At 55.3% G+C, this 25,614-nt stretch carries 18 protein-coding genes and 3 pseudogenes; 13 read left to right on the top strand and 8 right to left on the bottom strand.

Annotated elements, in window-relative coordinates; translation table 11 throughout:
• Positions 1-16: 16 nt before the first annotated feature.
• On the bottom strand, positions 17-748 hold the full coding sequence (locus HA45_RS07980) for a gluconate 2-dehydrogenase subunit 3 family protein (protein WP_100704467.1): 732 nt from the start codon (positions 746-748) through the stop codon (positions 17-19).
• 533 nt (positions 749-1,281) lie between these two features.
• Between HA45_RS07980 and HA45_RS07975 the strand changes: the two genes are divergently transcribed.
• From HA45_RS07975 to HA45_RS07965, 3 genes are all read left to right on the top strand, one after another.
• Positions 1,282-2,853, top strand: coding sequence for an ABC transporter substrate-binding protein (locus tag HA45_RS07975; protein WP_100704466.1), 1,572 nt, complete (start codon positions 1,282-1,284; stop codon positions 2,851-2,853).
• A 139-nt stretch (positions 2,854-2,992) separates the two neighbouring features.
• A complete protein-coding gene (locus HA45_RS07970; protein WP_100704465.1) occupies positions 2,993-4,495 on the top strand; it encodes a helicase HerA-like C-terminal domain-containing protein in 1,503 nt (500 codons plus the stop codon).
• Between the two features lie 79 nt (positions 4,496-4,574).
• Positions 4,575-5,852 carry a DUF445 domain-containing protein gene (locus tag HA45_RS07965; protein WP_100704464.1) on the top strand — a complete coding sequence of 426 codons (1,278 nt, stop codon included), beginning with the start codon at positions 4,575-4,577 and terminating at the stop codon, positions 5,850-5,852.
• A gap of 73 nt (positions 5,853-5,925) precedes the next feature.
• Here the strand turns inward: HA45_RS07965 and lptG are convergent, their stop codons facing one another.
• Complete coding sequence (gene lptG / locus HA45_RS07960; protein ID WP_100704463.1) at positions 5,926-7,002, bottom strand: LPS export ABC transporter permease LptG; 1,077 nt, start codon at positions 7,000-7,002, stop codon at positions 5,926-5,928.
• A pseudogene (lptF, locus tag HA45_RS07955) lies at positions 7,002-8,100 on the bottom strand (LPS export ABC transporter permease LptF). The gene lptG and the pseudogene lptF overlap by 1 nt, the downstream one beginning before the upstream one ends.
• A 267-nt stretch (positions 8,101-8,367) precedes the next feature.
• Here lptF and pepA point away from each other — a divergent pair.
• From pepA to HA45_RS07935, 4 genes are all read left to right on the top strand, one after another.
• Positions 8,368-9,879: a leucyl aminopeptidase gene (gene pepA / locus HA45_RS07950; protein ID WP_100704461.1), complete on the top strand. Its 1,512-nt coding sequence runs from the start codon at positions 8,368-8,370 to the stop codon at positions 9,877-9,879.
• 200 nt (positions 9,880-10,079) lie between these two features.
• Positions 10,080-10,541 (top strand): DNA polymerase III subunit chi, encoded by a 462-nt coding sequence (locus HA45_RS07945; protein ID WP_058971041.1) that lies wholly within the window; start codon positions 10,080-10,082, stop codon positions 10,539-10,541.
• 2 nt (positions 10,542-10,543) lie between these two features.
• Positions 10,544-13,399, top strand: coding sequence for a valine--tRNA ligase (locus HA45_RS07940; RefSeq protein WP_100704460.1), 2,856 nt, complete (start codon positions 10,544-10,546; stop codon positions 13,397-13,399).
• Positions 13,400-13,462: 63 nt separating this feature from the next.
• Positions 13,463-13,969 carry a GNAT family N-acetyltransferase gene (locus HA45_RS07935; protein WP_420849084.1) on the top strand — a complete coding sequence of 169 codons (507 nt, stop codon included), beginning with the start codon at positions 13,463-13,465 and terminating at the stop codon, positions 13,967-13,969.
• 33 nt (positions 13,970-14,002) lie between these two features.
• Here HA45_RS07935 and miaE read toward each other — a convergent pair whose 3' ends face one another.
• Both miaE and rraB read right to left on the bottom strand, forming a co-directional pair.
• Positions 14,003-14,764 (bottom strand): tRNA isopentenyl-2-thiomethyl-A-37 hydroxylase MiaE, encoded by a 762-nt coding sequence (gene miaE / locus HA45_RS07930; RefSeq protein ID WP_100704458.1) that lies wholly within the window; start codon positions 14,762-14,764, stop codon positions 14,003-14,005.
• A gap of 58 nt (positions 14,765-14,822) precedes the next feature.
• Positions 14,823-15,245 carry a ribonuclease E inhibitor RraB gene (rraB, locus tag HA45_RS07925; RefSeq protein WP_100704457.1) on the bottom strand — a complete coding sequence of 141 codons (423 nt, stop codon included), beginning with the start codon at positions 15,243-15,245 and terminating at the stop codon, positions 14,823-14,825.
• 163 nt (positions 15,246-15,408) lie between these two features.
• On the opposite strand from rraB, the gene argF reads away from it, so the two are divergent.
• From argF to ridA, 4 genes are all read left to right on the top strand, one after another.
• On the top strand, positions 15,409-16,416 hold the full coding sequence (argF, locus tag HA45_RS07920; RefSeq protein ID WP_100704456.1) for an ornithine carbamoyltransferase: 1,008 nt from the start codon (positions 15,409-15,411) through the stop codon (positions 16,414-16,416).
• A 232-nt stretch (positions 16,417-16,648) separates the two neighbouring features.
• Positions 16,649-17,584, top strand: coding sequence for an aspartate carbamoyltransferase (gene pyrB, locus HA45_RS07915; RefSeq protein ID WP_100704455.1), 936 nt, complete (start codon positions 16,649-16,651; stop codon positions 17,582-17,584).
• 10 nt (positions 17,585-17,594) lie between these two features.
• Positions 17,595-18,059, top strand: coding sequence for an aspartate carbamoyltransferase regulatory subunit (gene pyrI, locus HA45_RS07910; RefSeq protein ID WP_100704454.1), 465 nt, complete (start codon positions 17,595-17,597; stop codon positions 18,057-18,059).
• Positions 18,060-18,137: 78 nt separating this feature from the next.
• On the top strand, positions 18,138-18,524 hold the full coding sequence (gene ridA / locus HA45_RS07905) for a 2-iminobutanoate/2-iminopropanoate deaminase (protein ID WP_034826478.1): 387 nt from the start codon (positions 18,138-18,140) through the stop codon (positions 18,522-18,524).
• A 180-nt stretch (positions 18,525-18,704) separates the two neighbouring features.
• On the opposite strand, the gene HA45_RS07900 is transcribed toward ridA, so the two are convergent.
• Positions 18,705-21,089 (bottom strand): beta-N-acetylhexosaminidase, encoded by a 2,385-nt coding sequence (locus HA45_RS07900; protein ID WP_100704453.1) that lies wholly within the window; start codon positions 21,087-21,089, stop codon positions 18,705-18,707.
• A gap of 270 nt (positions 21,090-21,359) precedes the next feature.
• Here HA45_RS07900 and nrdD point away from each other — a divergent pair.
• Positions 21,360-23,497: pseudogene (nrdD, locus tag HA45_RS07895) on the top strand (anaerobic ribonucleoside-triphosphate reductase).
• A pseudogene (gene nrdG / locus HA45_RS07890) lies at positions 23,494-23,958 on the top strand (anaerobic ribonucleoside-triphosphate reductase-activating protein); the annotation flags it as partial. The pseudogenes nrdD and nrdG, both read left to right, overlap by 4 nt.
• Before the next feature lie 50 nt (positions 23,959-24,008).
• On the opposite strand, the gene HA45_RS07885 reads toward nrdG, so the two are convergent.
• Both HA45_RS07885 and HA45_RS07880 read right to left on the bottom strand, forming a co-directional pair.
• The gene (locus tag HA45_RS07885; RefSeq protein ID WP_436405004.1) at positions 24,009-24,989 is read right to left on the bottom strand and encodes a permease; all 981 of its coding nucleotides are present in this window, start codon (positions 24,987-24,989) and stop codon (positions 24,009-24,011) included.
• A 128-nt stretch (positions 24,990-25,117) separates the two neighbouring features.
• On the bottom strand, positions 25,118-25,558 hold the full coding sequence (locus HA45_RS07880) for a YhbP family protein (RefSeq protein WP_100704449.1): 441 nt from the start codon (positions 25,556-25,558) through the stop codon (positions 25,118-25,120).
• Positions 25,559-25,614 lie beyond the last annotated feature (56 nt).

Here is a 25,614-nt window from a genome sequence, read left to right as displayed (position 1 = left end):
CAAATACGGGGGAAGCTTACGCGCGCTCACCCAAGAGGCTGACCGGTCCCAGCGGGTACGGCACGTTGTGCTGCTTCACCCATTCGGTGAAGCTGGCGCGTGCACCTGGGAAGCCGATGGCAATCCAGGCTTTCATGCCCTTGTTGCCGCCGTACATCGGGTCAGCGAGGTAACCGTGTTTGGTATCTGCCAGCAGTTGGCCAAAGAACTGTGAAGCCTTCAGGTTCGGCTCGCCCAGCGCAGCGAAGTCGATACCGTCGTTTTTGTTCACTTTGGTCAGCACAGCATCTTTCTGTTCCAGCGTCAGTTCATGGAATGACTTCTGGTAGGTGCTCTGCGTCCACTGATCCACCAGCTTGATGCCGGCCTGATAAATCTGTTGTGGCGTGAAGGGAATTTGATAACCCATGGTGGCGGGCGCATGCACGTCGAACGGGCCCTGCATGTAAATTTCGCCGCCAAACTCCGGGCTGTGCAATTGCTGATCGATAAAGATCGGCACATTGGTTTCCAGTGCACCTGGCGCTTTGCCATTGCCGCCAGCGGGGATCAGACGATCGGTCGCAGCCAGAATAAACTGCCACTCCTCCGCGCTGAAAAAGATCGGTTTATAGTCGGTCAGCTCGGGTGCTGCCATTTCCGCAGCTTGCGCCGCAGTTAATCCCTTAAATACCAGGTCGCTTAATGGCAAAGCCAGTAACGACCCGAGTAAAAATTTACGTCTGGTGGTCGGTTTATTTAAAAGCATGGCGCGACGACTCTCACTTGCTAAGAAAGATAATTATTTTTGTTAATGGCTTTATAAATCGGTAAAGAACCTGGCAATCTTAGGGATATAAATATTTCTGAATGTAAGAATCAATTCAAAGATGTGTTTTGATGAGAATTCATCATGATGTTGAATTTAGGTTACTGGCTGGTAAAGGGCTTTCGAGGCGGGAATTGCACTTTTAACCGTACAAATGTTGGGTTTTTAGGAATCAGAGATGGGCAAATGACCAAAATTGATCGCGCAAGGAAATAATCGCGAATATTAATCGATGAAAATAAATCATACTTCCATACAAGAGAATTATTCTCATTAATAACATCTTATTTACGTAATTGACCAGAGTGTGAACGATCTATTTCCCGGAAATGACAAGTCGCGCACAAAATAAGCGTGATAGTCGCCAAATGTTATCAATTGTGAATTTCTGGCACAGCTCAGAACAAACCGGCATTTTGCCTGGACGGCAGCAGCGATAGAGTCGGTTAATCTATCACTCGGGATAATAATAAATGCGTTCATTGATTTTGTTCGTCGCCTTATGGAGCAGCGCGTTTGCGCTACAGGCAGCCACACCGAAAGACACCCTGGTCGTCGCGGTGCCGCTGGATGGCATCATCAGTTTTGACCCCGCCGAAAGCTTTGAAACGGTCAGTAACAGCGTGCAGCGCAACATCTATGAAACGCTGGTGCAAGCCGATCGCGACACACCACAGAAGCTGGCGCCGCTGCTGGCGACCTCCTGGCAGACCGGCAGCACGCCGCACAGCCTGGTGTTTAACCTCAAGCCTAATGCGCATTTCTCCAGCGGTAATCCGGTGACACCACAGGATGTGATTTTCTCTTTAACGCGTGCGGTGCAGTTAAACAAAGCCCCCTCGTTCATCCTTGCCGAGTTCGGCTGGACCAACGAGAACATCGCCAGCCAGTTTAAGGTGCTAAATGATCATCAGCTGGAGATTCAGTGGCCCGCAGCGATTGGCCAGGATCTGGCACTGCGCCTGCTCACGGCGCCAGTGGCCTCGGTGGTGGACAGCAAAACCGTGCAGCAGCACGTGGTGAATAGCGATCTTGGCAATGGCTGGCTGCACACCAATACTGCAGGCAGCGGCGCGTTTACGATTCAGCAGTATGTGCCTCAGCAGGCGCTGGTGCTGAGCGCCAATAAACAAGCGAATCCACAGCCGCATCTGAAGCGCATTTTATTGAAAGGCGTGGCCGATGCCGGTGCGCGTCGTTTGTTGATTCAGCAAGGCGATGTTGATGTTGCTTATCAACTCGGCCCGGATCAAATCGATGCGCTGAAGAGCGATAAAAACCTGCGGATCGACGCATTCCCTTCGAGCCTGGTGTATTACCTCGGCTTTAATACCCAGAATAAAGCGCAGCCTGCGCTGGGCAATCCTGCCCTGTGGGAAGCAGCGCGCTGGTTGGTGGATTACCCGTCCATCTCACGAGATTTACTGAAAGGTCAGTACAGCATTCATCAAAGTTTCCTGCCGCAGGGTTTTGACGGTGCGCTGGAAGACCAACCGTTCCACTACGATGTCGCGAAAGCCAAAGCGATATTAGCCAAAGGCGGCATTAAACCCGGCAGCAAGTTTGCGCTGACGGTGATCAATCAGCCGCCGTACATCGATGTGGCGCAGGCGCTGCAGGCCAGTTTTGCCAAAGCAGACGTGCAGATTGAGCTGCAGCCGGTGGCGGAATCCGAGTTGTGGAGCAAAATGCGCGGCCGCGATTTCCAGTCGATCTTTATCTACTGGGGCGCGGATTACGTCGATCCGAATACCAATGCCAGCGCCTTTGCCTATAACGTGCCGGGCGGCTCCAAAACGCTGGCGTGGCGAGTGGGCTGGGAGATTCCAGAGCTGAGCGCCAAGACGCGTGCCGCGGCCGGTGAAAGCGATGCGGTGAAGCGCCGCGCGTTGTACACCGATTTGCAGCATACCGTGCAGCAGAACTCCCCGTTTGTGGTGATGCTGCAGGGCGCGCAGCAGGTGGCAATTCGCAACAACGTCAGCCATGTGCAGCAGGGGATTGGCGTGAGTTTGCTGTTCTTTGATGTGGTGCAGAAGCAATAAGGTCACTTTTTGTCGCGGCGTGATCGATCACGCGAAATTGAGGCGTCTGAGCAGCTGGCAGACGCGCAATAAATTGCGCCGCAACGGGCTTCGCTTGCTATTCTTTCTGGCATAACCTGTTGCCTGCGAGTGAAAAAACATGACCACCCCGTTACTGATTGCTCAAACGCCCGACATCCAGTTATCCCTGCTTTCCAATATGGCCAACCGCCATGGCTTGATTACCGGTGCCACCGGCACCGGTAAAACCGTCACGCTGCAAAAGTTGGCGGAATCCTTCTCGAGTATCGGCGTGCCGGTGTTTATGGCCGACGTTAAAGGCGATCTGACCGGCGTGGCGACCGCAGGCGAAGGCTCGGAAAAGCTACTGGCACGGCTGGAAAAGATTGGCGTGACCGACTGGCAGGCACAGAAAAATCCGGTAATGGTGTGGGATATTTTTGCCGAGAAAGGCCATCCGGTGCGTGCCACGGTTTCCGACCTTGGCCCGCTCTTGCTGGCGCGCTTGCTCAATCTGAATGATGTGCAATCGGGCGTACTGCAAATCATCTTCCGCATCGCCGACGATCAAGGCTTATTGTTGCTGGATTTCAAAGATTTGCGCGCCATGACGCAGTACATCGGCGATAACGCCAAATCCTTCCAGACGCAGTACGGCAACATCAACAGCGCCTCCGTGGGGGCGATTCAGCGCGGCTTACTGGCGCTGGAACAGCAAGGCGCTGAGCACTTCTTCGGCGAGCCGATGCTGGATATTCGTGACTGGATGCGTTGTGACAACGAAGGCAAAGGCTTCATCAACATCCTCTCCGCTGAAAAGCTGTATCAGATGCCGAAACTGTATGCCACCAGCTTGCTTTGGCTGCTGGCGGAGCTGTATGAGCAGCTACCTGAAGCCGGCGATCTCGACAAACCCAAAATGGTGTTCTTCTTTGATGAGGCACATCTGTTGTTTACCGATGCGCCGCCGGTGCTGCTGGAGAAAGTCGAACAGGTGATCCGTCTGATTCGATCCAAAGGCGTCGGCGTTTACTTCGTCACGCAAAATCCCTCTGATATTCCTGATAACGTGCTGGGCCAGTTGGGCAACCGCGTGCAGCATGCCCTGCGCGCTTTCACGCCGAAGGACCAGAAAGCAGTGAAAAGTGCCGCCGAGACCATGCGCGCCAATCCAGCATTCAACACCGTTGAAGCCATCCAGGCATTGGGAACGGGTGAAGCGCTGATTTCGTTTTTGGATGAAAAAGGCAGCCCGTCGATGGTGCAGCGCGCGATGGTGATTGCGCCCGGCTCACGCATGGGGCCGGTGACGCAGGATGAGCGCAACGGCCTGATCAATAACTCTCCGCTGTACGGCAAATACGACACAGAAGTGGATCGTGAATCCGCGTTTGAGATGTTGCAAAAAGGCGTGCAAGCCGCGCCGCAGCAAGCTAATGCGCCAGAAACCAAAGGCAATAATGTTGAAGTCGATGATGGCATTTTGGGGGGATTGAAAGACATCCTGTTTGGCACCACCGGACCGCGTGGCGGCAAACGCGATGGCGTAGTGCAGAGCGTAGCGAAAAGCGCGGCGCGTCAGGTCACCAATCAAATCATTCGTGGCGTGCTAGGGAGTTTAATGGGCGGTCGTCGTCGTTAAACCAGCCTCATCGCATCCCGGGCAGTCATCCGGCTGCCCCTTCAAAGCCCCCTGCAATCCTCTCTGCTAAAATGGGTATATGGATAAATATCAACAACTCAAACGGAGCAAGCGGCTCGCGCTGTCGCTGCTGCTGGTAGCGGCGGCAACTTTTGTCGTGACGCTGTTTTTGCCGCCTAACTTCTGGGTACTCGGCGTGAAGGCGATTGCCGAAGCGGCGATGGTCGGTGCGCTGGCGGATTGGTTCGCGGTGGTCGCACTGTTTCGCCGCGTGCCGTTGCCCTTCATTTCACGTCATACGGCGATTATTCCGCGCAATAAAGATCGCATCGGGGAGAATCTTGGCCGCTTTGTGCAGGAGAAGTTTCTCGATACCGATTCGTTGCTGGCGCTGATTCGCCGCCACGATCCCTCTCAGATGCTGGCGCAGTGGCTGAATACGCCAGGCAACGCCGATCGGATTGGCCGCCATCTGCTGCAGGTGATGCGCGGCTTCCTCGATCTGACTGACGATGAACGCATCCAGCGTTTTCTGCGTCGCGCTGTGCATCGTGCGCTGGATAAGGTCGATCTCACCCAATCCACGGCGTTATTGCTCGATAGCCTGACCAAAAACAATCGCCATCAGGAACTGCTGGATGCCGCCGTGCAGCAACTACTGCGTCTGCTGCACAAGCCGGGAACGCGTGAGTTTATCGCCTCGCAGATTGTGCGCTGGCTCAAGCGCGAACATCCGATCAAAGCCAAAATGCTCCCCACCGAATGGCTGGGCGAGCACAGCGCTGATTTGGTGGCCAATGCGGTGGATTCAATCCTTGATGAAGTGGCGCTTAACCAAGGTCATGAACTGCGACAAGGCTTTGATCGCGCGGTACAACGCCTGATTGATAAGCTGAAAACCGACCCGGAAATGGCACAGCGCGCCGAGGTCATCAAAAGCTGGTTGAAAGAGGATGAGTCACTGAATCGCTATATTGGCGAGCTGTGGCAGGATCTGCGCAGCTGGCTGAAAGCCGATCTCAGTAGTGATGATTCCCGCGTGCAGGAGCGCGTGCGACTGGCCGCATTGTGGTTCGGCGAAACGTTAGCAGCCGATCAAGCCCTGCGCACATCGATGAATCAGCATTTGGAAGATGCAGCCCGCAGCATTGCACCGGAGTTTGCCGAATTCCTGACGCGCCACATCAGCGATACCGTGAAAAGCTGGGATGCGCGTGATATGTCCCAGCAGATTGAGCTTAACATTGGCCGCGATCTGCAGTTTATCCGCATCAACGGCACGCTGGTCGGCGGCACCATTGGCCTGGTGCTGTATTTACTGTCGCAGCTGCCGATGTTGTTGCAGACCTGGAGATAATAAAAAGGGTCGTCATAAATGACGACCCTGCATAACGTATTGTAGCGGCAGCATTTAGGCTGCCCCTAACCAATTACTTACGTTTCAACAACATATACAAGCTAATCGCGAAGAACGCAGCGCTCGGAAGAATCGCGCCGAGGATCGGCGGTATACCGTAAACCAGGCTCAGCGGGCCGAAGATCTGGTCCAATACGTAGAATAGGAAGCCGAAGCTGATCCCCGTTACCACGCGAACCCCCATCGACACGCTACGCAGCGGGCCAAAGATAAACGACAGCGCCATCAGCATCATCACCGCCACCGACAGCGGCTGGAAGATTTTGCCCCACATGTTCAACAGATATCGTCCGGAAACCTGCCCGCTCTGCTTGAGGTATTTGCTGTAGTTGTACAGACCACTGATTGACAGCGCATCCGGGTCCAATGCCACCACGCCGAGCTTGTCTGGCGTCAGGTTGGTTTTCCACTCGCCACCCAGACTTTGCGAACCGGTAATCTGTTTTGCATCACTCAGATTGGACTCATCCACCTGCGAAAGCTGCCACAGCTTCTTATCGGCGCTCCAGGTTGCACTCGCGGCATAACGCACGCTGAGCAGACGACGCTGATCGGTGAAGGTGTAAATGCTCACCCCATCAATCTCGTTGTCGCTTTTGATGCGCTCGATGTAGATAAAGTCATGGCCATCTTTTGCCCACAAACCGCTCTGCGTCGACATCAGTGAGCCACCGTACAGCTGCTGCGCACGGTAGTTACGCGCCATCTGCTCGCCCTGCGGCGCAACAAATTCACCCACTGCCATGGTTAACAGCACCAGAGGAATGGCGGTTTTCATCACCGCCAGCGCCACCTGCAAACGGGTGAAGCCCGATGCCTGCATCACCACCAGTTCGCTACGCTGTGCCAGCGTGCCCAAACCTAGCAGAGCGCCCAACAGTGCCGCCATTGGGAAGAAGATCTCGATATCTTTCGGCACGCTGAGCAGCGTGTAGTAACCGGCGTCCAGCGCGGTATACGCACCCTGCCCGGTCTTACGCAGCTGATCAACGAACTTGATGATGCCCGACAGCGACACCAACATGAACAACGTCAGCATGATGGTGTTGAAGATGGTTTTACCGATATAGCGGTCAAGGACCTTAAACATCACATCGATCCTCCACGGCTAAAGCGGCCACGAATGCGTCGCATCGGCACCGTATCCCACAGGTTAAGCATCACTGCCAGCGCCAGATAAGCGAAGTTCACTACCCACATCCAGATCGCGGGGTCGAACTTGCCTTTCGCCGCGTTGGAGCGCAACGAGCTCTGCAACAGGAAGAAGATCAGATACAGCAGCATCGCCGGCAGCATCGACAACACGCGGCCCTGACGAGGGTTCACCACGCTAAGTGGCACCACCATCAGCGCCATCACCAGCACCGCAAACACCAGCGTTAAACGCCAGTGGAACTCGGCCTGGAACTGCGGCGTTTTGGTTTGAACAGCTTGCTGATGCTGGCCTGATCGGCATCATTGGGATCGAGCGTGGCGACTTTATAGCCACCAGCGCCTGATAATTGGTGAAGTCAGTGATGCGGAAATCACGCAGCATCGCGGTGCCTTCAAAGCGCGAGCCTTTATCCAGCGTCACTACCTGCGAGCCATCTTTACGCTGCTCCATGTGGCCGCTGTCTGCCAGCACCACGGATGGACGCGCGTTGCCTTTCGGACGCAGCTGCGCCAGGAACACGCTACCAAAAGTGTTGCCCTTGACGTTCTCGACGAACAGCACGGAATTACCGTCACTGGAGGTCTGGAACTGGCCCGCCGCCAATGCTGCCGCACCGGGGTTGGCTTTAGCATTTTGTGTCACTTCGTCCTGATAACGCGATGACCATGGCCCTAACCAGATGACGTTGACCGCCGCTACCGCTGAAGTCAGCAGCATCAGGATCATCGCGGCTTTGATCAGCACGCTTTTCCCCAGGCCGCAGGCATGCATCACCGTAATTTCACTTTCGGTGTACAGCCGCCCAAGGGTCATTAAAATCGCCAGAAACAAGCTTAGGGGCAGGATAAGTTGTGCCATTTCAGGCACGCCAAGGCCTAACAAAGTCAGAACCAGATTTGTTGGGATCTCGCCATCCACCGCTGCACCCAAAATCCTGACTAACTTCTGGCAAAAGAAGATCAGTAGCAGGATGAACAGGATAGCCAGCTGGCTTTTGAGCGTTTCTCGAACCAGATATCTAATGATGATCACGCTTAGTACGCCTGTGATAACTTGTCTTTTTGCAGGAAAATCGCTAGTTTCAACGCTTATCAGCCATTTTTATTCATCAATGGCCGTCATCGTAGCTAAAATAGTATGACGAACGCGTTTCGGTGGTGAAAAAACAACGCATTGCCACCACATCTCATTATGACCGTCGGCGTTAAATTGTCATGGCGCCGCTAAAAATAATGGGTTACGAACGCGCTACATTCTAACGACAGCTAAGGCCGTTGTCTTTAAGATTCAGGAGAGTGCATGGAGTTCAGTGTAAAAAGCGGTAGCCCGGAAAAACAGCGTAGCGCCTGCATTGTCGTTGGCGTTTTCGAACCGCGCCGTTTGTCCCCGATTGCTGAACAGCTAGATAAAATCAGCGATGGCTACATCAGCGCCCTGCTGCGCCGCGGTGAACTGGAAGGTAAAGTCGGCCAGACGCTGTTGCTGCACCATGTGCCTAACATCCTGTCTGAACGCATCCTGTTGATTGGTTGTGGTAAAGAGCGTGAGCTTGATGAACGCCAGTATAAGCAGGTAATTCAGAAAACCATCAACACGCTGAACGATACCGGTTCGATGGAAGCCGTGTGCTTCCTGACTGAACTGCACGTCAAAGGGCGCAATACCTATTGGAAAGTGCGCCAGGCGGTTGAGACTTCAAAAGAAGCGCTCTACAACTTCGATCAGCTGAAAAGCAATAAAGTTGAACCACGTCGTCCGCTGCGCAAGCTGGTGTTTAATGTGCCGACGCGCCGTGAACTCACCAGCGGCGAGCGCGCTATCCAGCATGGTTTAGCGGTTGCAGCCGGTGTCAGAGCCGCCAAAGATCTCGGCAATATGCCGCCAAATATTTGTAACGCCGCGTATCTGGCGTCACAGGCGCGCCAGTTGGCTGATGCTTACAGCAAAAATGTCACCACCCGTGTCATCGGCGAACAGCAGATGAAAGAGCTGGGCATGAATGCTTATCTCGCCGTGGGTGCGGGTTCACACAATGAATCGCTGATGTCCGTGATTGAGTACAAAGGCAGCACCGATCCAGAAGCACGTCCGATTGTGCTGGTGGGTAAAGGCCTGACCTTCGATTCCGGCGGTATCTCGATCAAACCGGCTGATTCGATGGATGAGATGAAATACGACATGTGCGGTGCGGCATCGGTGTATGGCGTGATGCGCATGGTGGCGGAACTCAATCTGCCACTCAACGTGGTCGGCGTACTGGTGGGCTGTGAGAACATGCCGGACGGTCGTTCGATGCGTCCAGGCGATGTGCTGACCACCATGTCAGGTCAAACCGTTGAAGTGCTGAATACGGATGCTGAAGGGCGTCTGGTGCTGTGCGATGCGCTGACTTACGTCGAGCGTTTCGAGCCGGAAGTAGTAATCGATGTCGCTACCCTGACCGGTGCCTGTGTGGTTGCGCTCGGCCATCACGTGAGTGGCTTGATGTCGAACCACAATCCACTGGCACACGAGCTGATCAGTGCATCTGAACAATCGGGTGACCGCGCGTGGCGTCTGCCGATGGCCGATGAATATCAGGAACAGCTGGAATCCAATTTTGCCGATATGGCAAACATTGGTGGTCGTCCGGGTGGTGCTATCACCGCCGCCTGCTTCCTGGCGCGTTTTGCCCGTAAGTTCAACTGGGCGCACCTGGATATCGCCGGTACCGCATGGCGTTCTGGCAAAGCCAAAGGCGCCACCGGTCGTCCGGTTCCGCTGCTGTCGCAGTTCCTGTTGAACCGCGCCGGATTGAACGGCGACGATTAAAGCCGAGTAAAAATAGACACAAATAATTCGAGGTGCAGGAAGGCGGCAAACGAGAGAGTCCCGATGAGCTTACTCAAGTAAGTGATTCGGGTGAACGAGAGCAGCCAACGCATCTGCACCTTGAAGTATGAAGTGTATAGACGTATGAACTCATGGGGCGCAAAATGCGCCCCACTGTCATTAATGGAAATAAGCTTGCCATGAAAAACGCCACTTTCTATGTGATGGAGTCAGAAAGCGCCAGCGACGGCCTTAGCGCCATCGAAGCACTGGTGTGCGATCTGGCCGAAACACGCTGGCGTGACGGCAAACGCATCCTGATTGCCTGCGAAAATGAAGAGCAGGCCAATCGTCTGGATGAAGCGCTCTGGCAGCGCCCGGCCAACGCCTTTGTGCCGCACAATCTGGCCGGCGAAGGTCCGCGTTACGGTGCACCGGTAGAACTGGCCTGGCCGCAGCGTCGCGGCAGTTCACCGCGTGACCTGCTGATTAGCCTGCTGCCACAGTTCGCAGATTTTGCTACTGGTTTCCATGAAGTGATAGACTTCGTACCTTACGAAGAATCCTTAAAACAACTGGCGCGCGACCGCTACAAAGCCTATCGCAGCGTTGGTTTCCAATTGAATACGGCGACGCCACCTCCGCCGCAAACGACAGTGTAGAAATGGAAAAGACATATAACCCGCAAGATATCGAGCAGCCGCTCTACGAGCACTGGGAACAGCAGGGCTACTTTAAACCGAATGGCGATACCAGCCAGGAAAGCTTTTGCATCATGATCCCGCCGCCGAACGTCACCGGCAGCTTGCATATGGGTCACGCTTTCCAACAAACCATCATGGATACCATGATTCGTTACCAGCGCATGCAGGGTAAAAATACTCTGTGGCAGGCGGGTACTGACCACGCGGGCATCGCCACGCAGATGGTGGTGGAGCGCAAGATCGCCGCTGAAGAGGGCAAAACGCGCCAGGACTATGGCCGTGAAGCCTTCATCGACAAAATCTGGCAGTGGAAGGAGGAATCTGGCGGCACCATTACCCGTCAGATGCGTCGCCTTGGCAACTCCGTGGATTGGGAGCGCGAGCGCTTCACCATGGATGAAGGCCTGTCGAATGCGGTGCGTGAAGTGTTCGTCCGTTTGTACAAAGAGAACCTGATTTATCGTGGCAAACGCCTGGTGAACTGGGATCCAAAACTGCGTACGGCTATCTCCGATCTGGAAGTGGAAAACCGCGAGAGCAAAGGCTCAATGTGGCATATCCGCTATCCGCTGGCAGACGGCGTGAAAACCGCCGAAGGCAAAGATTATCTGGTGGTTGCCACCACCCGTCCGGAAACCCTGTTGGGCGATACCGGCGTGGCGGTGAACCCGGAAGATCCGCGTTACAAAGATCTGATCGGCAAAGAGCTGATCCTGCCGCTGGTAAATCGTCGCATTCCGATCGTGGGCGATGACCATGCGGATATGGAAAAAGGCACCGGCTGCGTGAAGATCACCCCGGCGCACGACTTCAATGACTACGAAGTCGGCCGTCGTCACAAGCTGCCAATGATCAACATCCTGACCTTTGATGGCGATATCCGTGAGCGCGCGGAAGTGTTCGACACCAACGGTGAAGTCAGCGACGAGTGCGCGGATGAGATTCCGGCACAGTTCCAGAAAATGGAGCGTTTTGCTGCGCGTAAAGCGATGGTAGCCGCGATTGATGAAATCGGCCTGCTGGAAGAGATCAAACCCCATGATCTGACCGTGCCTTACGGCGACCGTGGCGGCGTGGTGATCGAGCCGATGCTGACCGACCAATGGTATGTGCGCACTGCCCCGCTGGCGAAAGTCGCGGTCGAAGCAGTCGAAAACGGCGACATCCAGTTCGTGCCAAAACAGTACGAGAACATGTACTTCTCATGGATGCGTGACATTCAGGATTGGTGCATCTCGCGTCAGCTGTGGTGGGGACACCGCATTCCGGCCTGGTATGACAACGACGGCAACGTTTACGTTGGTCGCACTGAAGCAGAAGTGCGTCAGGAAAATAACCTGGCTGACGTTGTGGTACTGCGCCAGGACGACGACGTGCTGGACACCTGGTTCTCGTCAGGCCTGTGGACCTTCTCTACCCTTGGCTGGCCAGAGAATACCGAAGCGCTGCGTACCTTCCACCCAACCAGCGTGTTGGTGAGCGGCTTCGACATCATCTTTTTCTGGATTGCGCGCATGATCATGCTGACCATGCACTTCATCAAAGATGAAGACGGCAAGCCACAGGTGCCGTTCAAAACCGTCTACATGACCGGTTTGATTCGTGATGAAGAAGGCCAGAAGATGTCCAAGTCGAAAGGCAATGTCATCGATCCGCTGGATATGATCGACGGCATTTCGCTGGAAGATCTGCTGGAGAAACGCACCGGTAACATGATGCAGCCGCAGCTGGCTGAGAAGATCCGCAAGCGTACCGAGAAGCAATTCCCGGACGGCATTGTGGCTTCCGGCACCGATGCCCTGCGCTTTACCCTGGCGGCACTGGCCTCAACCGGCCGTGACATCAACTGGGATATGAAGCGTCTCGAAGGCTATCGCAACTTCTGTAATAAGCTGTGGAACGCCAGCCGTTTCGTGCTGATGAATACCGAAGAACATGATTGTGGCCAGAACGGCGGCGAACTGAAGCTGTCGCTGGCGGATCGCTGGATTCTGACCGAGTTCAACAGCACCGTGAAAGCCTATCGTGAAGCGCTGGACAGCTATCGCTTTGATATCGCAGCCAACATTCTGTATGACTTCACCTGGAACCAGTTCTGTGACTGGTATCTGGAGCTGACCAAGCCAGTGATGAGCAACGGCAGCGAAGCGGAACTGCGCGGCACGCGTAATACGCTGGTTACCGTGCTGGAAGCGGTGCTGCGCCTGGCGCATCCGATCATTCCTTACATCACCGAAACCATCTGGCAGCGCGTGAAAGGCCTGAAGAACATCGATCACGACACCATCATGCTGCAGCCATTCCCGCAGTTTGACGCGGCGAAAGAAGACGCAGAAGCCAAAGCGGATATCGAGTGGATCAAGCAGGCGATCGTGGCGGTGCGTAACATCCGTGCTGAGATGAACATCGCACCGGGTAAACCGCTGGATGTGCTGCTGCGTGACTGCTCGCCAACCGCGCAGCGTCGTGTCGATGAGAACCGTAGCTTCCTGTCACGCCTCGCGCGTCTGGAAAGCCTGACCATTCTGCCTGCGGGCGAGAAAGGTCCGGTATCGGTCACCAAGATCGTCGAAGGCGCTGAGTTGCTGATCCCAATGGCGGATCTGGTCAACAAAGAAGCTGAACTGGAGCGTCTGGCGAAAGAGCTGACCAAGCTGGATGTCGAGATTGAGAAGATCCAGGTCAAACTGGCGAACGAAGGCTTTGTCGCACGTGCACCGGAAGCGGTGGTGGCGAAAGAGCGTGAGCGCATTGTTGAGCTGGAACAATCAAAAGCAAAACTGATTGAACAGCAGGGCGTGATTGCGGCATTGTAAGCGCTTCAGTCCAACTGCTTAATCCAGGCCGGGCACTGCCCGGCTTTTTTACACCGGAAGAGAATGATGACCACCGCTACGCCACTCAATTTGCAGGTGCGCCCGATTGTCGCGGCCGATAACCCGCTGATCGCCCAAGTGATCCGCGATGTGTCCGCGGAATTTGGCCTGACCGCAGATAAAGGCTACACCGTGTCCGATCCTAATCTGGATCGCCTGTTCGAGCTGTATAGCGAGATGAACAGCGCGTACTGGATAGTTGAGCATGAGGGTTTAGTGGTCGGCGGCGGCGGCGTGGCACCGCTGGCGTGTAGCGCACCGGATATCTGCGAACTGCAAAAGATGTACTTCCTGCCGCAGGTGCGGGGTTTAGGGTTAGCGCGTGCGCTCGCATTGCGTGCCATGGAGTATGCGCGTCAGCAGGGATTTCGTCGCTGCTACCTGGAAACCACCGGCAGCCTGACCCGCGCGATTAAACTGTATGAGTCGTTGGGCTTCGAGCTGATTGACAGCGCCATGGGCTGTACCGGGCACGGCGATTGCGAAGTGCGGATGTTGAAGGTGCTGTGATGTTGAAGTGATGCGCACGTCTGCGCATCAGGCTTAATACGCGGGCACACCGCTGTGAAAACGCAACTCACCATCTGGCTCGCTGATTAAGCGCGCTTCTGCTGCACCAAACGCCTGCACGCGCGGCGTAATATCCTTGGCTGAAATCTGTTCCGCCAGCTTTAAATAATCTTGGTAGTGACGCGCTTCAGAACGCAGCAGCGAAATATAGAACTTCTGCAGCTGTTCATCCAGATACGGCGCCAGGCTGGCAAACCGCTCGCAAGATCGCGCTTCGATATAGGCCCCGCAGATCAACTTATCCACCAGCCCATCGGGTTCATGATTGGCAATCTCACGGATTAAACCTCTGGCGTAACGGCTGGCGGTGATTTTTCGATACGGCAAACCACGCGACTGCATAATTTCCCATACCTGATAAAAATGATGCAGCTCTTCTTTAATCAGCAGAATCATCATCTCGACCAAATCATCCGCCCACGGCAGTTCATTACGCACAATGATGCTTTTGGTCAGATTTTTATGCGCGTTAATGAAGTTGCTGTCCGGCTCTTCGCGGTAGATGAAATCTTCATACGGCTTCAGCCACGCCAGAATGGCATCACCGCTCGGCTTATCAGCCACATAGCGACGAATGATAAACACCGCGGTTTGCGCCGCTTTTAGTTCACACACCATGTGATCGGTCAGCAGCAGCGTCAAATTTTCCGGCTTGCGCGCTTCATCAATCCACGCTTGTGGCGTGCGGCAGTGCAGAAATTCATAAATGGGTTCTAACAGGGGAGCGTAATTCATCGGCGTTCTTTATATGGCGGGGAAAATGATCTGGGCGGCGAGCGCCGCCCATTAAGACTTAGTGACGCACACCGTCGTCTTCTTCGTCGTCGATGAATTCACCATCGTCGTCTTCATCTTCTGCGTCTGGATCTTCGAAGTAGGTGCCCCAACCGTCGTAATCGACGTTAAAGCCACCGGCCAGATTCACCAACTGCTCAACCTGTGCATCAATCAGCTCTGGCTTTAACGCGCCTTCGCTTAAGATATCCACACACATTACCGTGCCGCCCTCTTCCAGCTCCAGCTCTTCTGGCTCGCTCACTTCAAAGCCCAGTTTGAAAGCCTCAACCGCCACTTTCTCCAGTGAGTCGAAGTTGTTGCAAGAGAGGTGATGCTCGATAGTGTAAAGCGCATCCGGATCGCTGCCGTCTTCCAGCAACTCTTCAATGATCAGGCGGGTTTCTTCGCGCTGTTCTTCCAGCAATGCTTCATATGCCATGTGCGTGTCCTCAAAATGTTCGACGTGAATGCAATTATTTTCCCACACTGCCTCGCCCGCCACTACACAAAACAGAAAGTTTCTTATCTCCGGGGTTGAAAATGCATATTCATACGGTTAGATTGAATTTTAATTCATTATGAACCCGTATCTGGAGCGCTGTATGAGTCAGCTGTATTCGAGACACTTCCTGAGATTGCTGGATTTCACCCCCGCCGAAATCGCTAACCTGCTCAGTCTGGCAGGTGAATTAAAACACGCTAAGAAAAATGCCAACGAGACGCAGTACCTGAAAGGCAAGAATATCGCGCTCATCTTCGAAAAAGACTCGACCCGTACCCGATGCTCTTTCGAAGTTGCCGCATACGATCAGGGCGCTAACGTCACTTACCTCGGCCCAAGCGGCAGCCAGATCGGCCATAAAGAGTCGATGAAAGACACTGCGCGCGTTTTAGGTCGCATGTATGACGGCATTCAATATCGTGGCTTTGGTCAGGAGCTGGTGGAAACCCTGGCGGAATTTGCCGGTGTGCCAGTATGGAACGGTCTGACGACCGAGTTTCATCCTACGCAACTGTTGGCCGATCTGCTCACCATGCAGGAACATCTGCCAGGCAAACCGTTGAGCGAGATGACGCTGGTGTACGTCGGTGATGCGCGCAACAACATGGGTAACAGCATGCTGGAAGCCGCTGCGCTGGTGGGGCTGGATCTGCGTCTGGTCGCGCCAAAAGGCTGCTGGCCGGAAGAGCAACTGGTGGAACAGTGTCGCGTGGCGGCACAGAAAACCGGTGGCAAAATCACGCTGACGGAAGAGATTACCGAAGGCGTGCAAGGTGCGGATTTCATCTACACTGATGTGTGGGTGTCGATGGGCGAAGCGAAATCGGTGTGGGAAGAGCGTATCGCCCTGCTGCGTCCTTATCAGGTGAACAGTGCGATGCTGGCGCTGACCGGCAATCCTCAGGTGAAATTCCTGCACTGCCTGCCCGCCTTCCATGACGATCAAACCACTCTGGGGCGTCAGATGGCTGAGCAATATGGTCTGCATGACGGCATGGAAGTGAGCAATGAAGTGTTTGAATCGTCGCACAGCATTGTGTTTGATCAGGCTGAAAACCGTATGCATACCATCAAAGCAGTGATGGTCGCCACGCTGGGTAACAAGTAAAGCAAACGTTTACCTTGCGGCGATTTCTGCTTGATGCAAATCAGTGAATGCGTATAATGCGCCACAATTTGCCGGAGGAAACATGCAACAGCGCAGCGTACAATTTGCCGCTCTACCCCGCCTGACCACAGGCGATGCCGCTGTTTCTTTCCGTCATACATTGATCGTAAAAAAAGCCCCTTAAGCAGGGGCTTTTTTTTGTCCGCAATCCGGCAGCGCAGAGGAGAACGCTATGGCCAACCCGCTATATCGCAAGCACATTATTTCCATTAACGATCTCAACCGCGAAGAGCTGGAGCTGGTGTTACACACCGCTGCCCAGCTGAAAGCGCATCCTCAGCCAGAACTGCTGAAGCACAACGTGATCGCCAGCTGCTTCTTTGAAGCCTCAACGCGCACGCGCCTGTCGTTTGAAACCGCCATGCATCGCCTTGGCGCTTCGGTGGTGGGTTTTGCCGACGGCAGCAATACCTCGCTGGGTAAGAAAGGCGAAACGCTGGCCGACACCATTTCGGTGATCAGTACTTACGTCGATGCGATTGTGATGCGTCATCCGCAGGAAGGCGCCGCGCGCCTGGCGACTGAATTCTCCAGCGGTATTCCAATTCTCAATGCCGGTGACGGTGCCAACCAGCACCCGACGCAAACTCTGCTGGATCTGTTTACTATCCGTGAAACCCAGGACCGCCTCGATAATCTCAACGTGGCGATGGTCGGTGACCTGAAATACGGCCGTACCGTGCACTCGCTGACGCAGGCGCTGGCGAAATTCACCGGCAACCGTTTCTACTTTATCGCGCCGGATGCACTGGCGATGCCGGCCTATATCACCGACATGCTGGATGAGCAGAATATCGTCTGGACGCGCCACGACACCATCGAAGAAGTGATGCCAGAACTCGACATCCTCTATATGACGCGTGTGCAGAAAGAGCGTCTTGATCCTTCCGAGTACGCCAACGTCAAAGCACAGTTCATCCTGCGTGCGGCCGATTTAGTCGGTGCCCGCGACAACATGAAAGTGCTGCATCCGCTGCCGCGTATTGACGAGATCACCACCGATGTCGATAGCACGCCGCACGCCTGGTATTTCCAGCAGGCGGGCAACGGCATCTTCGCCCGCCAGGCTCTGCTGGCACTGGTACTGAATAGCGAACTGGCACTCTAAGGAGCAACCGATGACTCACGATAATAAATTGCAGGTTGAAGCCATCAAGCGTGGCACGGTAATCGACCATATTCCTGCGCAGGTCGGTTTTAAATTGCTGTCGCTGTTTCGCCTGACCGAGACTGACCAGCGCATCACCATTGGCCTCAATCTGCCGTCTGGCGAGATGGGCCGCAAGGATTTGATTAAGATCGAGAATACCTTCCTGACCGACGATCAGATCAATCAGCTGGCGGTGTATGCGCCGCTTGCTACCGTTAACCGTATTGATGAATACGAAGTGGTAGCGAAGATCGCCCCGACCTTGCCGGATCGTGTTGAGCGCGTACTCACCTGCCCGAACAGCAACTGCATCAGCCGCAGCGAGCCGGTATTCAGCAGCTTTGCGGTGAAACAGCGTGACGATGATGTGCACCTGAAGTGCAAATACTGCGAGAAAGAGTTCGCGCGCCACGTGGTGCTGGGTCACTGGTAATCGTGCTTATCGTCCCTATAATGGGGCGAACCAATACGCGGCTGACAAAGGTCGGCTGCGCACTTTTAAGGAGAAACAATGTCTCGCGAAATCAGCACAGAAAAAGCACCCGCAGCAATTGGCCCTTATGTGCAGGGCGTGGATCTCGGCAGCATGATCATCACTTCAGGCCAGATCCCTGTTGATCCGGCGACCGGTGCCGTCGCGGACGATGTGTCTGCCCAGGCACGTCAGTCTCTGGAAAATGTGAAGGCGATCGTGGAAGCCGCGGGCCTGAAAGTCGGCGACATTGTGAAAACCACCGTGTTTGTGAAAGATCTGAACGACTTCGCCACCGTGAACGCCACTTACGAAGCGTTCTTCACCGAGCACAACGCCAGCTTCCCGGCGCGTTCTTGCGTGGAAGTGGCGCGTCTGCCGAAAGATGTGAAGATCGAGATTGAGGCGATTGCCGTACGTCGTTAAGTAAAGGCAATGCGCAATAAATTGCGCCGCTACAAACTTGTGCTCAAGTGTGGCGGCGCATTTAATGTGTGAGAATATCACCTTAGCGGCATCATTGCTTGGGCTGCTCTTCACCCCCGTAGCGGCGAAATTCCATGGTGTGCCATCCCCCCGTAGCGGCGCGATTCATCGCGCATCCGTTTACTTAGACGATCTCAGCAACTTCTCCAGCGGCCTGACCAGCGCCAGCACGGTTTCATCCTGCACCTCGGCAGCGGCATCCAGTTTTGCATGCATCTCAGCCACTTCACTCGCTCCATAAGCCTGATTACGCTGCATCGCATTGACCAAATCGATGCCCATGCGGCTGAGCGAAGCCACCTGCTGAACCTGCTGCTGCAGCGGTTTGAGTTGATAGCTGCCCAGAATCAGCGGCATCACTGCATCACTGTTGTTCTGCCAGCGCTGTAACTGCTGGCGAATCGCGTTGGCCGCCATGCGATCCTCGCGATTGGCGATCAGCGCATCCACCTGTTTATCCAGTAATCGCACCGGTTCGCTCTCAGCGGGCAGCACGTCAGCCAGACGGTTTAACGGCTCGAAGTAGTCGTAATGCCCGGCCTGGAATTTTAGATGCTGGCGCGTGTAATACTGCGCCGGCTCCAGCACCTCTGCCAGCACCCGCAGCGACGAGATATCGCTGGTGTTGGCCAGCCTCATCATCTGCACCTCCGCCTGCTGATGCTGCTGCAATCCCACCGACACCGTGCCCCAGCGATCTACCGCGCTCAAGCGCTGGTACATGTTGTCGCTGTCGGTGACATCCTTCGCCGACCAGAGACGCTCAGCCACCACAAAGGCGCGCGGCCACAAGCGAGTATCGATTACCCTGCTGTTGACGTTTTCCGCCCACAGCGCCGCTTCACCGCCAATCAGGTTGTTTTGCATTTGCTCAGGCGTTGGCACGGAAGGCTGAATGCCGGTCGGCACCTGCGCCAGTTTGCTGCCCTCGGCGGGATAGCGCATGTTGCCCACCAGCATATAGCCGGTCAGTTTGTCCTGCGTCAGAGTGACCATTGGCTGGAATGGTCCCATCCAGGTATCGACGCTAAAGGTCAGCTGCGTCGGCGACAGCCAGCGAATGTCACTCACCATGCGCCGCGCTTTGCCATTGAAATCAATAAAGCCGCGCCAGCCATTCTTACCTTCCACCAGGGTGAAACTGCCTTTCAGCGGGCTGCCTTTGAGACGCGGCATGGTGAACTGCCAGCTCTGCGCCTGATCGTCAGCTTGAATCTGGTCCTGACCATTAAGCCCTTGCGGCCAGGGTTCGTTGCGATAGTGATAAGCCGCCGTTTGCGGTTGGTCGAGATAGAAACCGGTGGAAAGAATACCGCGGAAATCGTGTTTCGCCGCCTCACCCAGCGCGTCCTGCCCTTGCCACGACTGAATCAAAATACTTTTCGGCAGATCCGGATGATAAACCTCATCCCAGCCGATCATGCGTCGCTGGTGCGCTTCCAGAATCTTCTCCACCCGCTGATTGAACCACGCCTGTAATGCGTGCGTGTCCTTTAGGCCATGGTCGCGCATAAACTGCTGAATCTTCGGCGAGTCGTTCCATTGCGTCGGATCCACTTCATCGCCGCCGATATGAATGTAGGGATCGGGGAAAATCGCCGTGACTTCGCCCATCAGCGTATCAATGAAGGTGAAGACCGCTTCGTTGCTGGGATCGAGCAGCGGTTTAAACACGCCCCAGCCGCGCTCCATCTTATACGGGCCCGGCGCGCTGAGCAGTACCGGCATCGCCACCGCAATCGCTGAGGCATGTCCCGGCACATCAATTTCCGGTACCACGCGTATGCCGCGCTGGGTGGCGTAACGCACCACATCACGCATCTGCTGCTGCGTGTAGTAAAGGCCGTCGCTGGCCTTCTCCTGTAACTGCGGATAGTGGCTGGAGGCAAATCGCCAGCCCTGATCATCGGTCAGATGCCAATGGAATACGTTCATACGCGCTGCGGCGATACCGTCGATCTGGCGCTTCACCGTTTCAATCGGCAGGAAGTGGCGCGCCGAATCGATCAACACCCCGCGCCACGGGAAGCGCGGCTTATCATCAATGGTAACGTAAGGAATCTGCGTGCCTGTTTCATTATTTTCAATCAGCTGCAGTAGCGTCTCCATGCCGCGCATCGCACCGAAACGCGTGTTGGCTTTGAGTATCACGCCGCTGCTGTTCACTTCCAGATGATAGCTTTCATCGCTTTCGGGTTGTGGCAGCGGATCCACCGCCTGGGCGATTTGCACCTGAATCGTGGCCTGATCGCTCGGCGCGCTGGCGGGCAGCAGCGGCCAACCGGTTTGACGTGAAATACGTGCACGCCAGCGCGCTTCGGCGCCTTCCAGATGATCGCCCGTAATATGCAGCGTGAATTGCGGCGTCAGCGTCAATGCGCCACCGCTCGCGGGCTGTACCACTTTTTGTGGCCAGGGCATTAATGGCAGATCGGTAACCGGTGCGGCAAAAGAGGAGAACGTCAGGGATAAACAACAGGCGAGCAGCGTTCGTTGCAGAGGCATGTAAGGCATCCTTGTAGAAAAAATGACGGGCCAAAAATAGGCAAAAAAACCATTAAACCTGCTTCGCATCGCAAATCAAGTTGCACGAGGTCGAAGTTTGGGCGGGTTAAAACTTTTGAAGTTTAGTCCGCTTAACCATTGTGCGGCTTTCAATCTTCGTTGTGGCTTCTTTGCGGCAGGTCAAAAACAGCGCGATTAATTTCCGGCAAAACACCACATATAGCGATTACACTTCCGTAAAATATCTATATGTAGTGACACGGAGAGACAATGGCGACGGTGGTGATTAAGCGCGACGGCTGCAGAGTACCGTTTGAAGCGCAGCGTATTGAGCTGGCGGTGCAGGCTGCGGCGCAGGCGGCACAGATTGATGATGCGCAGTGGTGTGCAGAAGTCGCGACACGCGTCAGCCAGCAGCTGGCCGATCGCAGTGAAGTTGATATCCGCGATATTCAGTGCGCGGTGGAAGAGACGCTGATGAGTGGGCGCTGGCCACAGCTGGCACGCGCGTATATCGAATATCGCCACGACCGCGATCAGGCACGCGAGCAACGCGGAAAACTGCACCACGCCATTCGTGGCCTCGTAGAACAGACCAACGCCGCGCTGCTCAACGAGAACGCCAACAAAGACAGCAAGGTGATCCCGACCCAGCGCGATTTGCTGGCAGGTATCGTCGCGAAGCATTATGCCCAACAGCAGCTGCTGCCGCGTGATGTGGTGCTGGCGCATGAGCGCGGCGAGATCCACTATCACGACCTCGACTATTCGCCGTTTTTCCCGATGTTTAACTGCATGCTGATCGATCTTCAGGGCATGTTGAACAATGGCTTTAAGATGGGCAACGCGGAGATCGAGCCGCCAAAATCCATTGCCACTGCAACAGCCGTCACCGCACAGATCATTGCGCAGGTCGCCAGCCATATTTACGGCGGCACCACCATTAACCGCATCGATGAAGTGCTCGCGCCGTTTGTGAATCTTAGCCTTGAAAAGCATCGCGCGGTGGCGGTGGAATGGCAGATCCCGGATGCGGAAGCCTATGCTCGCGTGCGCACCGAGAAAGAGTGCTATGACGCCTTCCAGTCTTTGGAATATGAGGTCAACACGCTGCATACCGCCAATGGACAGACGCCGTTTGTCACCTTTGGTTTTGGCTTGGGAACTGACTGGGCTGCACGCCTGATTCAGCAATCGATTCTGCGCAACCGCATCGCAGGGCTGGGAAAAAACCACAAAACTGCGGTGTTCCCGAAGCTGGTGTTCGCCATCCGCGAAGGGTGAATCGCCGCCCTGGTGATTTTAATTACGACATCAAACAGCTGGCGCTGGAATGTGCTAGCAAGCGGATGTATCCCGATATCCTGAATTACGAAAAAGTGGTCGAGATCACCGGCTCATTCAAAACGCCGATGGGCTGCCGCAGTTTCCTTGGCGTGTATGAGGAAAACGGTGAGCAGATCCATGAAGGTCGCAACAATATTGGCGTGATCAGCCTCAACCTGCCGCGTATTGCGCTGGAAGCCAACGGCAACGAAGCCCACTTCTGGCGGCTTCTGGATGAACGCCTCACACTGGCCAAGCGCGCCTTAATGACGCGCATCGCCCGATTGGAGAAAACCAAGGCGCGCGTGGCGCCGATTCTTTACATGGAAGGCGCGTGCGGCGTGCGCTTGAATGCCGATGATGAAGTCGGCGAGATTTTCCGCCATGGCCGCGCCTCGATTTCATTGGGTTACATCGGCCTGCATGAAACGCTGAATGCGCTAAGCGGCAATGAGGTTCATCCGTATGATGCGCAGCACCTGCGGGAAAAAGGCGTGGCGATTGTGCAGCGCCTGCGTGAGGCGGTAGACGCGTGGAAAGACGAGACGGGTTACGGTTTTAGCCTCTACAGCACGCCGAGCGAAAACCTGTGCGATCGTTTCTGTCGACTCGATGCCGCTGAATTTGGCGTGGTGCCGGGCGTGACCGACAAAGGCTATTACACCAACAGCTTCCATCTCGACGTCGAGAAGAAAGTGAATCCTTACGATAAAATCGACTTCGAGACACCCTATCCGGCCATCGCCAATGGCGGCTTCATTTGCTACGGCGAATACCCCAATATTCAGCACAACCTCAAAGCGCTGGAAGATGTATGGGATTACAGCTATCACCGCGTGCCCTATTACGGCACCAACACGCCCATCGATGAGTGTTATGAATGCGGCTTCACCGGCGAATTCAGCTGCACCAGCAAAGGGTTTACCTGCCCGTGCTGCGGTAATCACGATCCGGCACGGGTTTCCGTGACGCGCCGCGTCTGTGGCTACCTCGGCAGCCCGGACGCGCGTCCGTTTAATGCCGGTAAGCAGGAAGAGGTACAGCGCCGGGTTAAACATCTGGATAACGGACAGCTGGGATGATGCGCATCCATGGCTATTACGCCGTCGATATCGTCAATGGGCCGGGCACGCGCTGCACGCTGTTTGTCGCGGGCTGCGAGCATCAGTGTCGCGGCTGCTATAACCAAAGCACCTGGCGGCTCGATTCCGGCGAGCCTTTCACGCTGGAGAGGGAGGAGCAGCTGATGGCCGATCTTAAGGATCAGCGCATTCCGCGTCAGGGGTTGTCGCTCAGCGGCGGCGATCCACTGCATCCGCACAACGTGCCGCACATCCGTCGTCTGATAAAGCGCGTACGCCGTGAGTGCCCGGACAAAGATATCTGGCTGTGGACCGGTTATCAGATGGCGGAACTCAGCGCGGCACAGCGTGAAGTGGTGGCTGAAATTGACGTGCTGATTGATGGGCGTTTTATCGAAGCCGAGAAAGATGCGCGGCTGCTATGGCGCGGCAGCCGCAATCAGACAATCTGGTATTTACGTCAGCCACAGAGCGAAGATACCGAGGATCATGCCGCTGAGTGCCACGCCAATCAGCGCGATCCACAGGCGCGCGCCGGGAAGGCACGGTGCAGCATCAGTAGCGACGGCACACTCACGGCGGGTAAGGTCACCAGCAGCGCTAACGCAGGTGCCAGGCCCATGCCCGCCAGCATCATGGTTTGCACAATCGGGATTTCTGCGGCGGTGGGAATGACAAATAAACAGCCGGCTATCGCCATCAGCATCACCCAAAACAGCGTATTCCCCACCGCACCCTCGGCATGCGGGAATAGCCAGACGCGCGCGGCACCCAATAACAGCACGGCAACGATATACAGCGGAATGGTATTCCAGAACAGCCGCCACATGACGCCCAGCCAGCGAGTGAGGAACGGCTGCTCATTTCCGGCAGCCATCGCCACGGGGGCGGCGACCGAGTGTTCCGGCACGCTACGCTGCACCAGTGACGCGATCGCTAACACCATGATTAAGCCCGCCACCAGCCGAATCGCGGCGAAGTGCCAACCGAGCACAAATCCCATAAAGATTAACGTGGCCGGATTCAGCAGCGGATTCGCTAACCAGAAGGCCATCGCCGCCCCGCTGGATACCTGCGACTGACGTAATCCCGCCGCCACCGGCGCGGCGCAGCAGGTACACATCATGCCCGGCAAACCTAAACCGGTGCCGATCAGCGTCGATCCAAACCGCGAGTTGCCCATCAGGCGTAGCAGCCAGTTGCGCGGGATCAGCACTTGTACCAGCGATCCCAGCAGCACGCCGAGTACGGCGGCTTTCCAGACGGCGAGGAAGTAGATCATCGCGTAATCCAGCGCCGCGCGCCAGGGTGAATCGGCGGCATTCGCCAGTATCGATTTGCCGATCGAGTGGGTTTCAGCCGCCGTGAAGGCTTTGCCGTAATAAGGTTGCCATTTGACATACCACAGGCCGATGACCACCACCGCGATAAACAGCAAGGGTTTCCACCACGCGAAGCGCGTCGCCGGTGCAGAAGTTGCGAGTTGGCTCATAACAGATTCCGTATTCTACAGAATAACGATGGCCGCACGGGGAAGTGCGACGGTTAATCCACAGTGTTATTCAGGTTATTGGAATCTGCTATGCAAAATTGGCGTAATTTTGATCGCACGCGGAATTTTTAGATCGCGCCGTTGTTATCACGCTGCCAGACAATCTTTTTGCCGAAGCCCAGTGCGTTGTCGGTCATCTTCACTTCATCCAGCGTGATTTCCCACAGCGGGGCTTTGACTTTGCGGGCAACTGGAAAGCGCTTTTGGTAAGCATGCCGCGCCTGCTCCTCACTCTCGTCTGTCAGTTGCTGAATACGCCCACGATATTGCACGCCTTTGATCAACAGCACCGTTTTCGGCTGGCCGTTGACCGTGCCGGCCACGCGCGAATTTTGCAGCATCAATGCGCCATGTCGCGTATCCGGTTCGGTCATCAGCCAGAACGCCATGCGCGCTTCATCAAAGACATAAAAACAGTTGGCACACCACAGATCGTCGCCGTTGCTGGCGCACAATGACAGAGCATGCTGTTTTTTGAGGTAGCGGATCAGATGAGAATGGTCGGACAAAATGCAACTCCCTGCAGCACGTAGCGATATGCAGATAAGCACGCTACACTGCCAGC

It is taken from the genome of Pantoea rodasii (assembly GCF_002095465.1).
GTDB lineage: Bacteria > Pseudomonadota > Gammaproteobacteria > Enterobacterales > Enterobacteriaceae > Pantoea > Pantoea rodasii.
The sequence above is the reverse complement of the archived record's forward strand: the minus strand, read 5'-3'. Positions and strand labels throughout refer to the sequence as shown.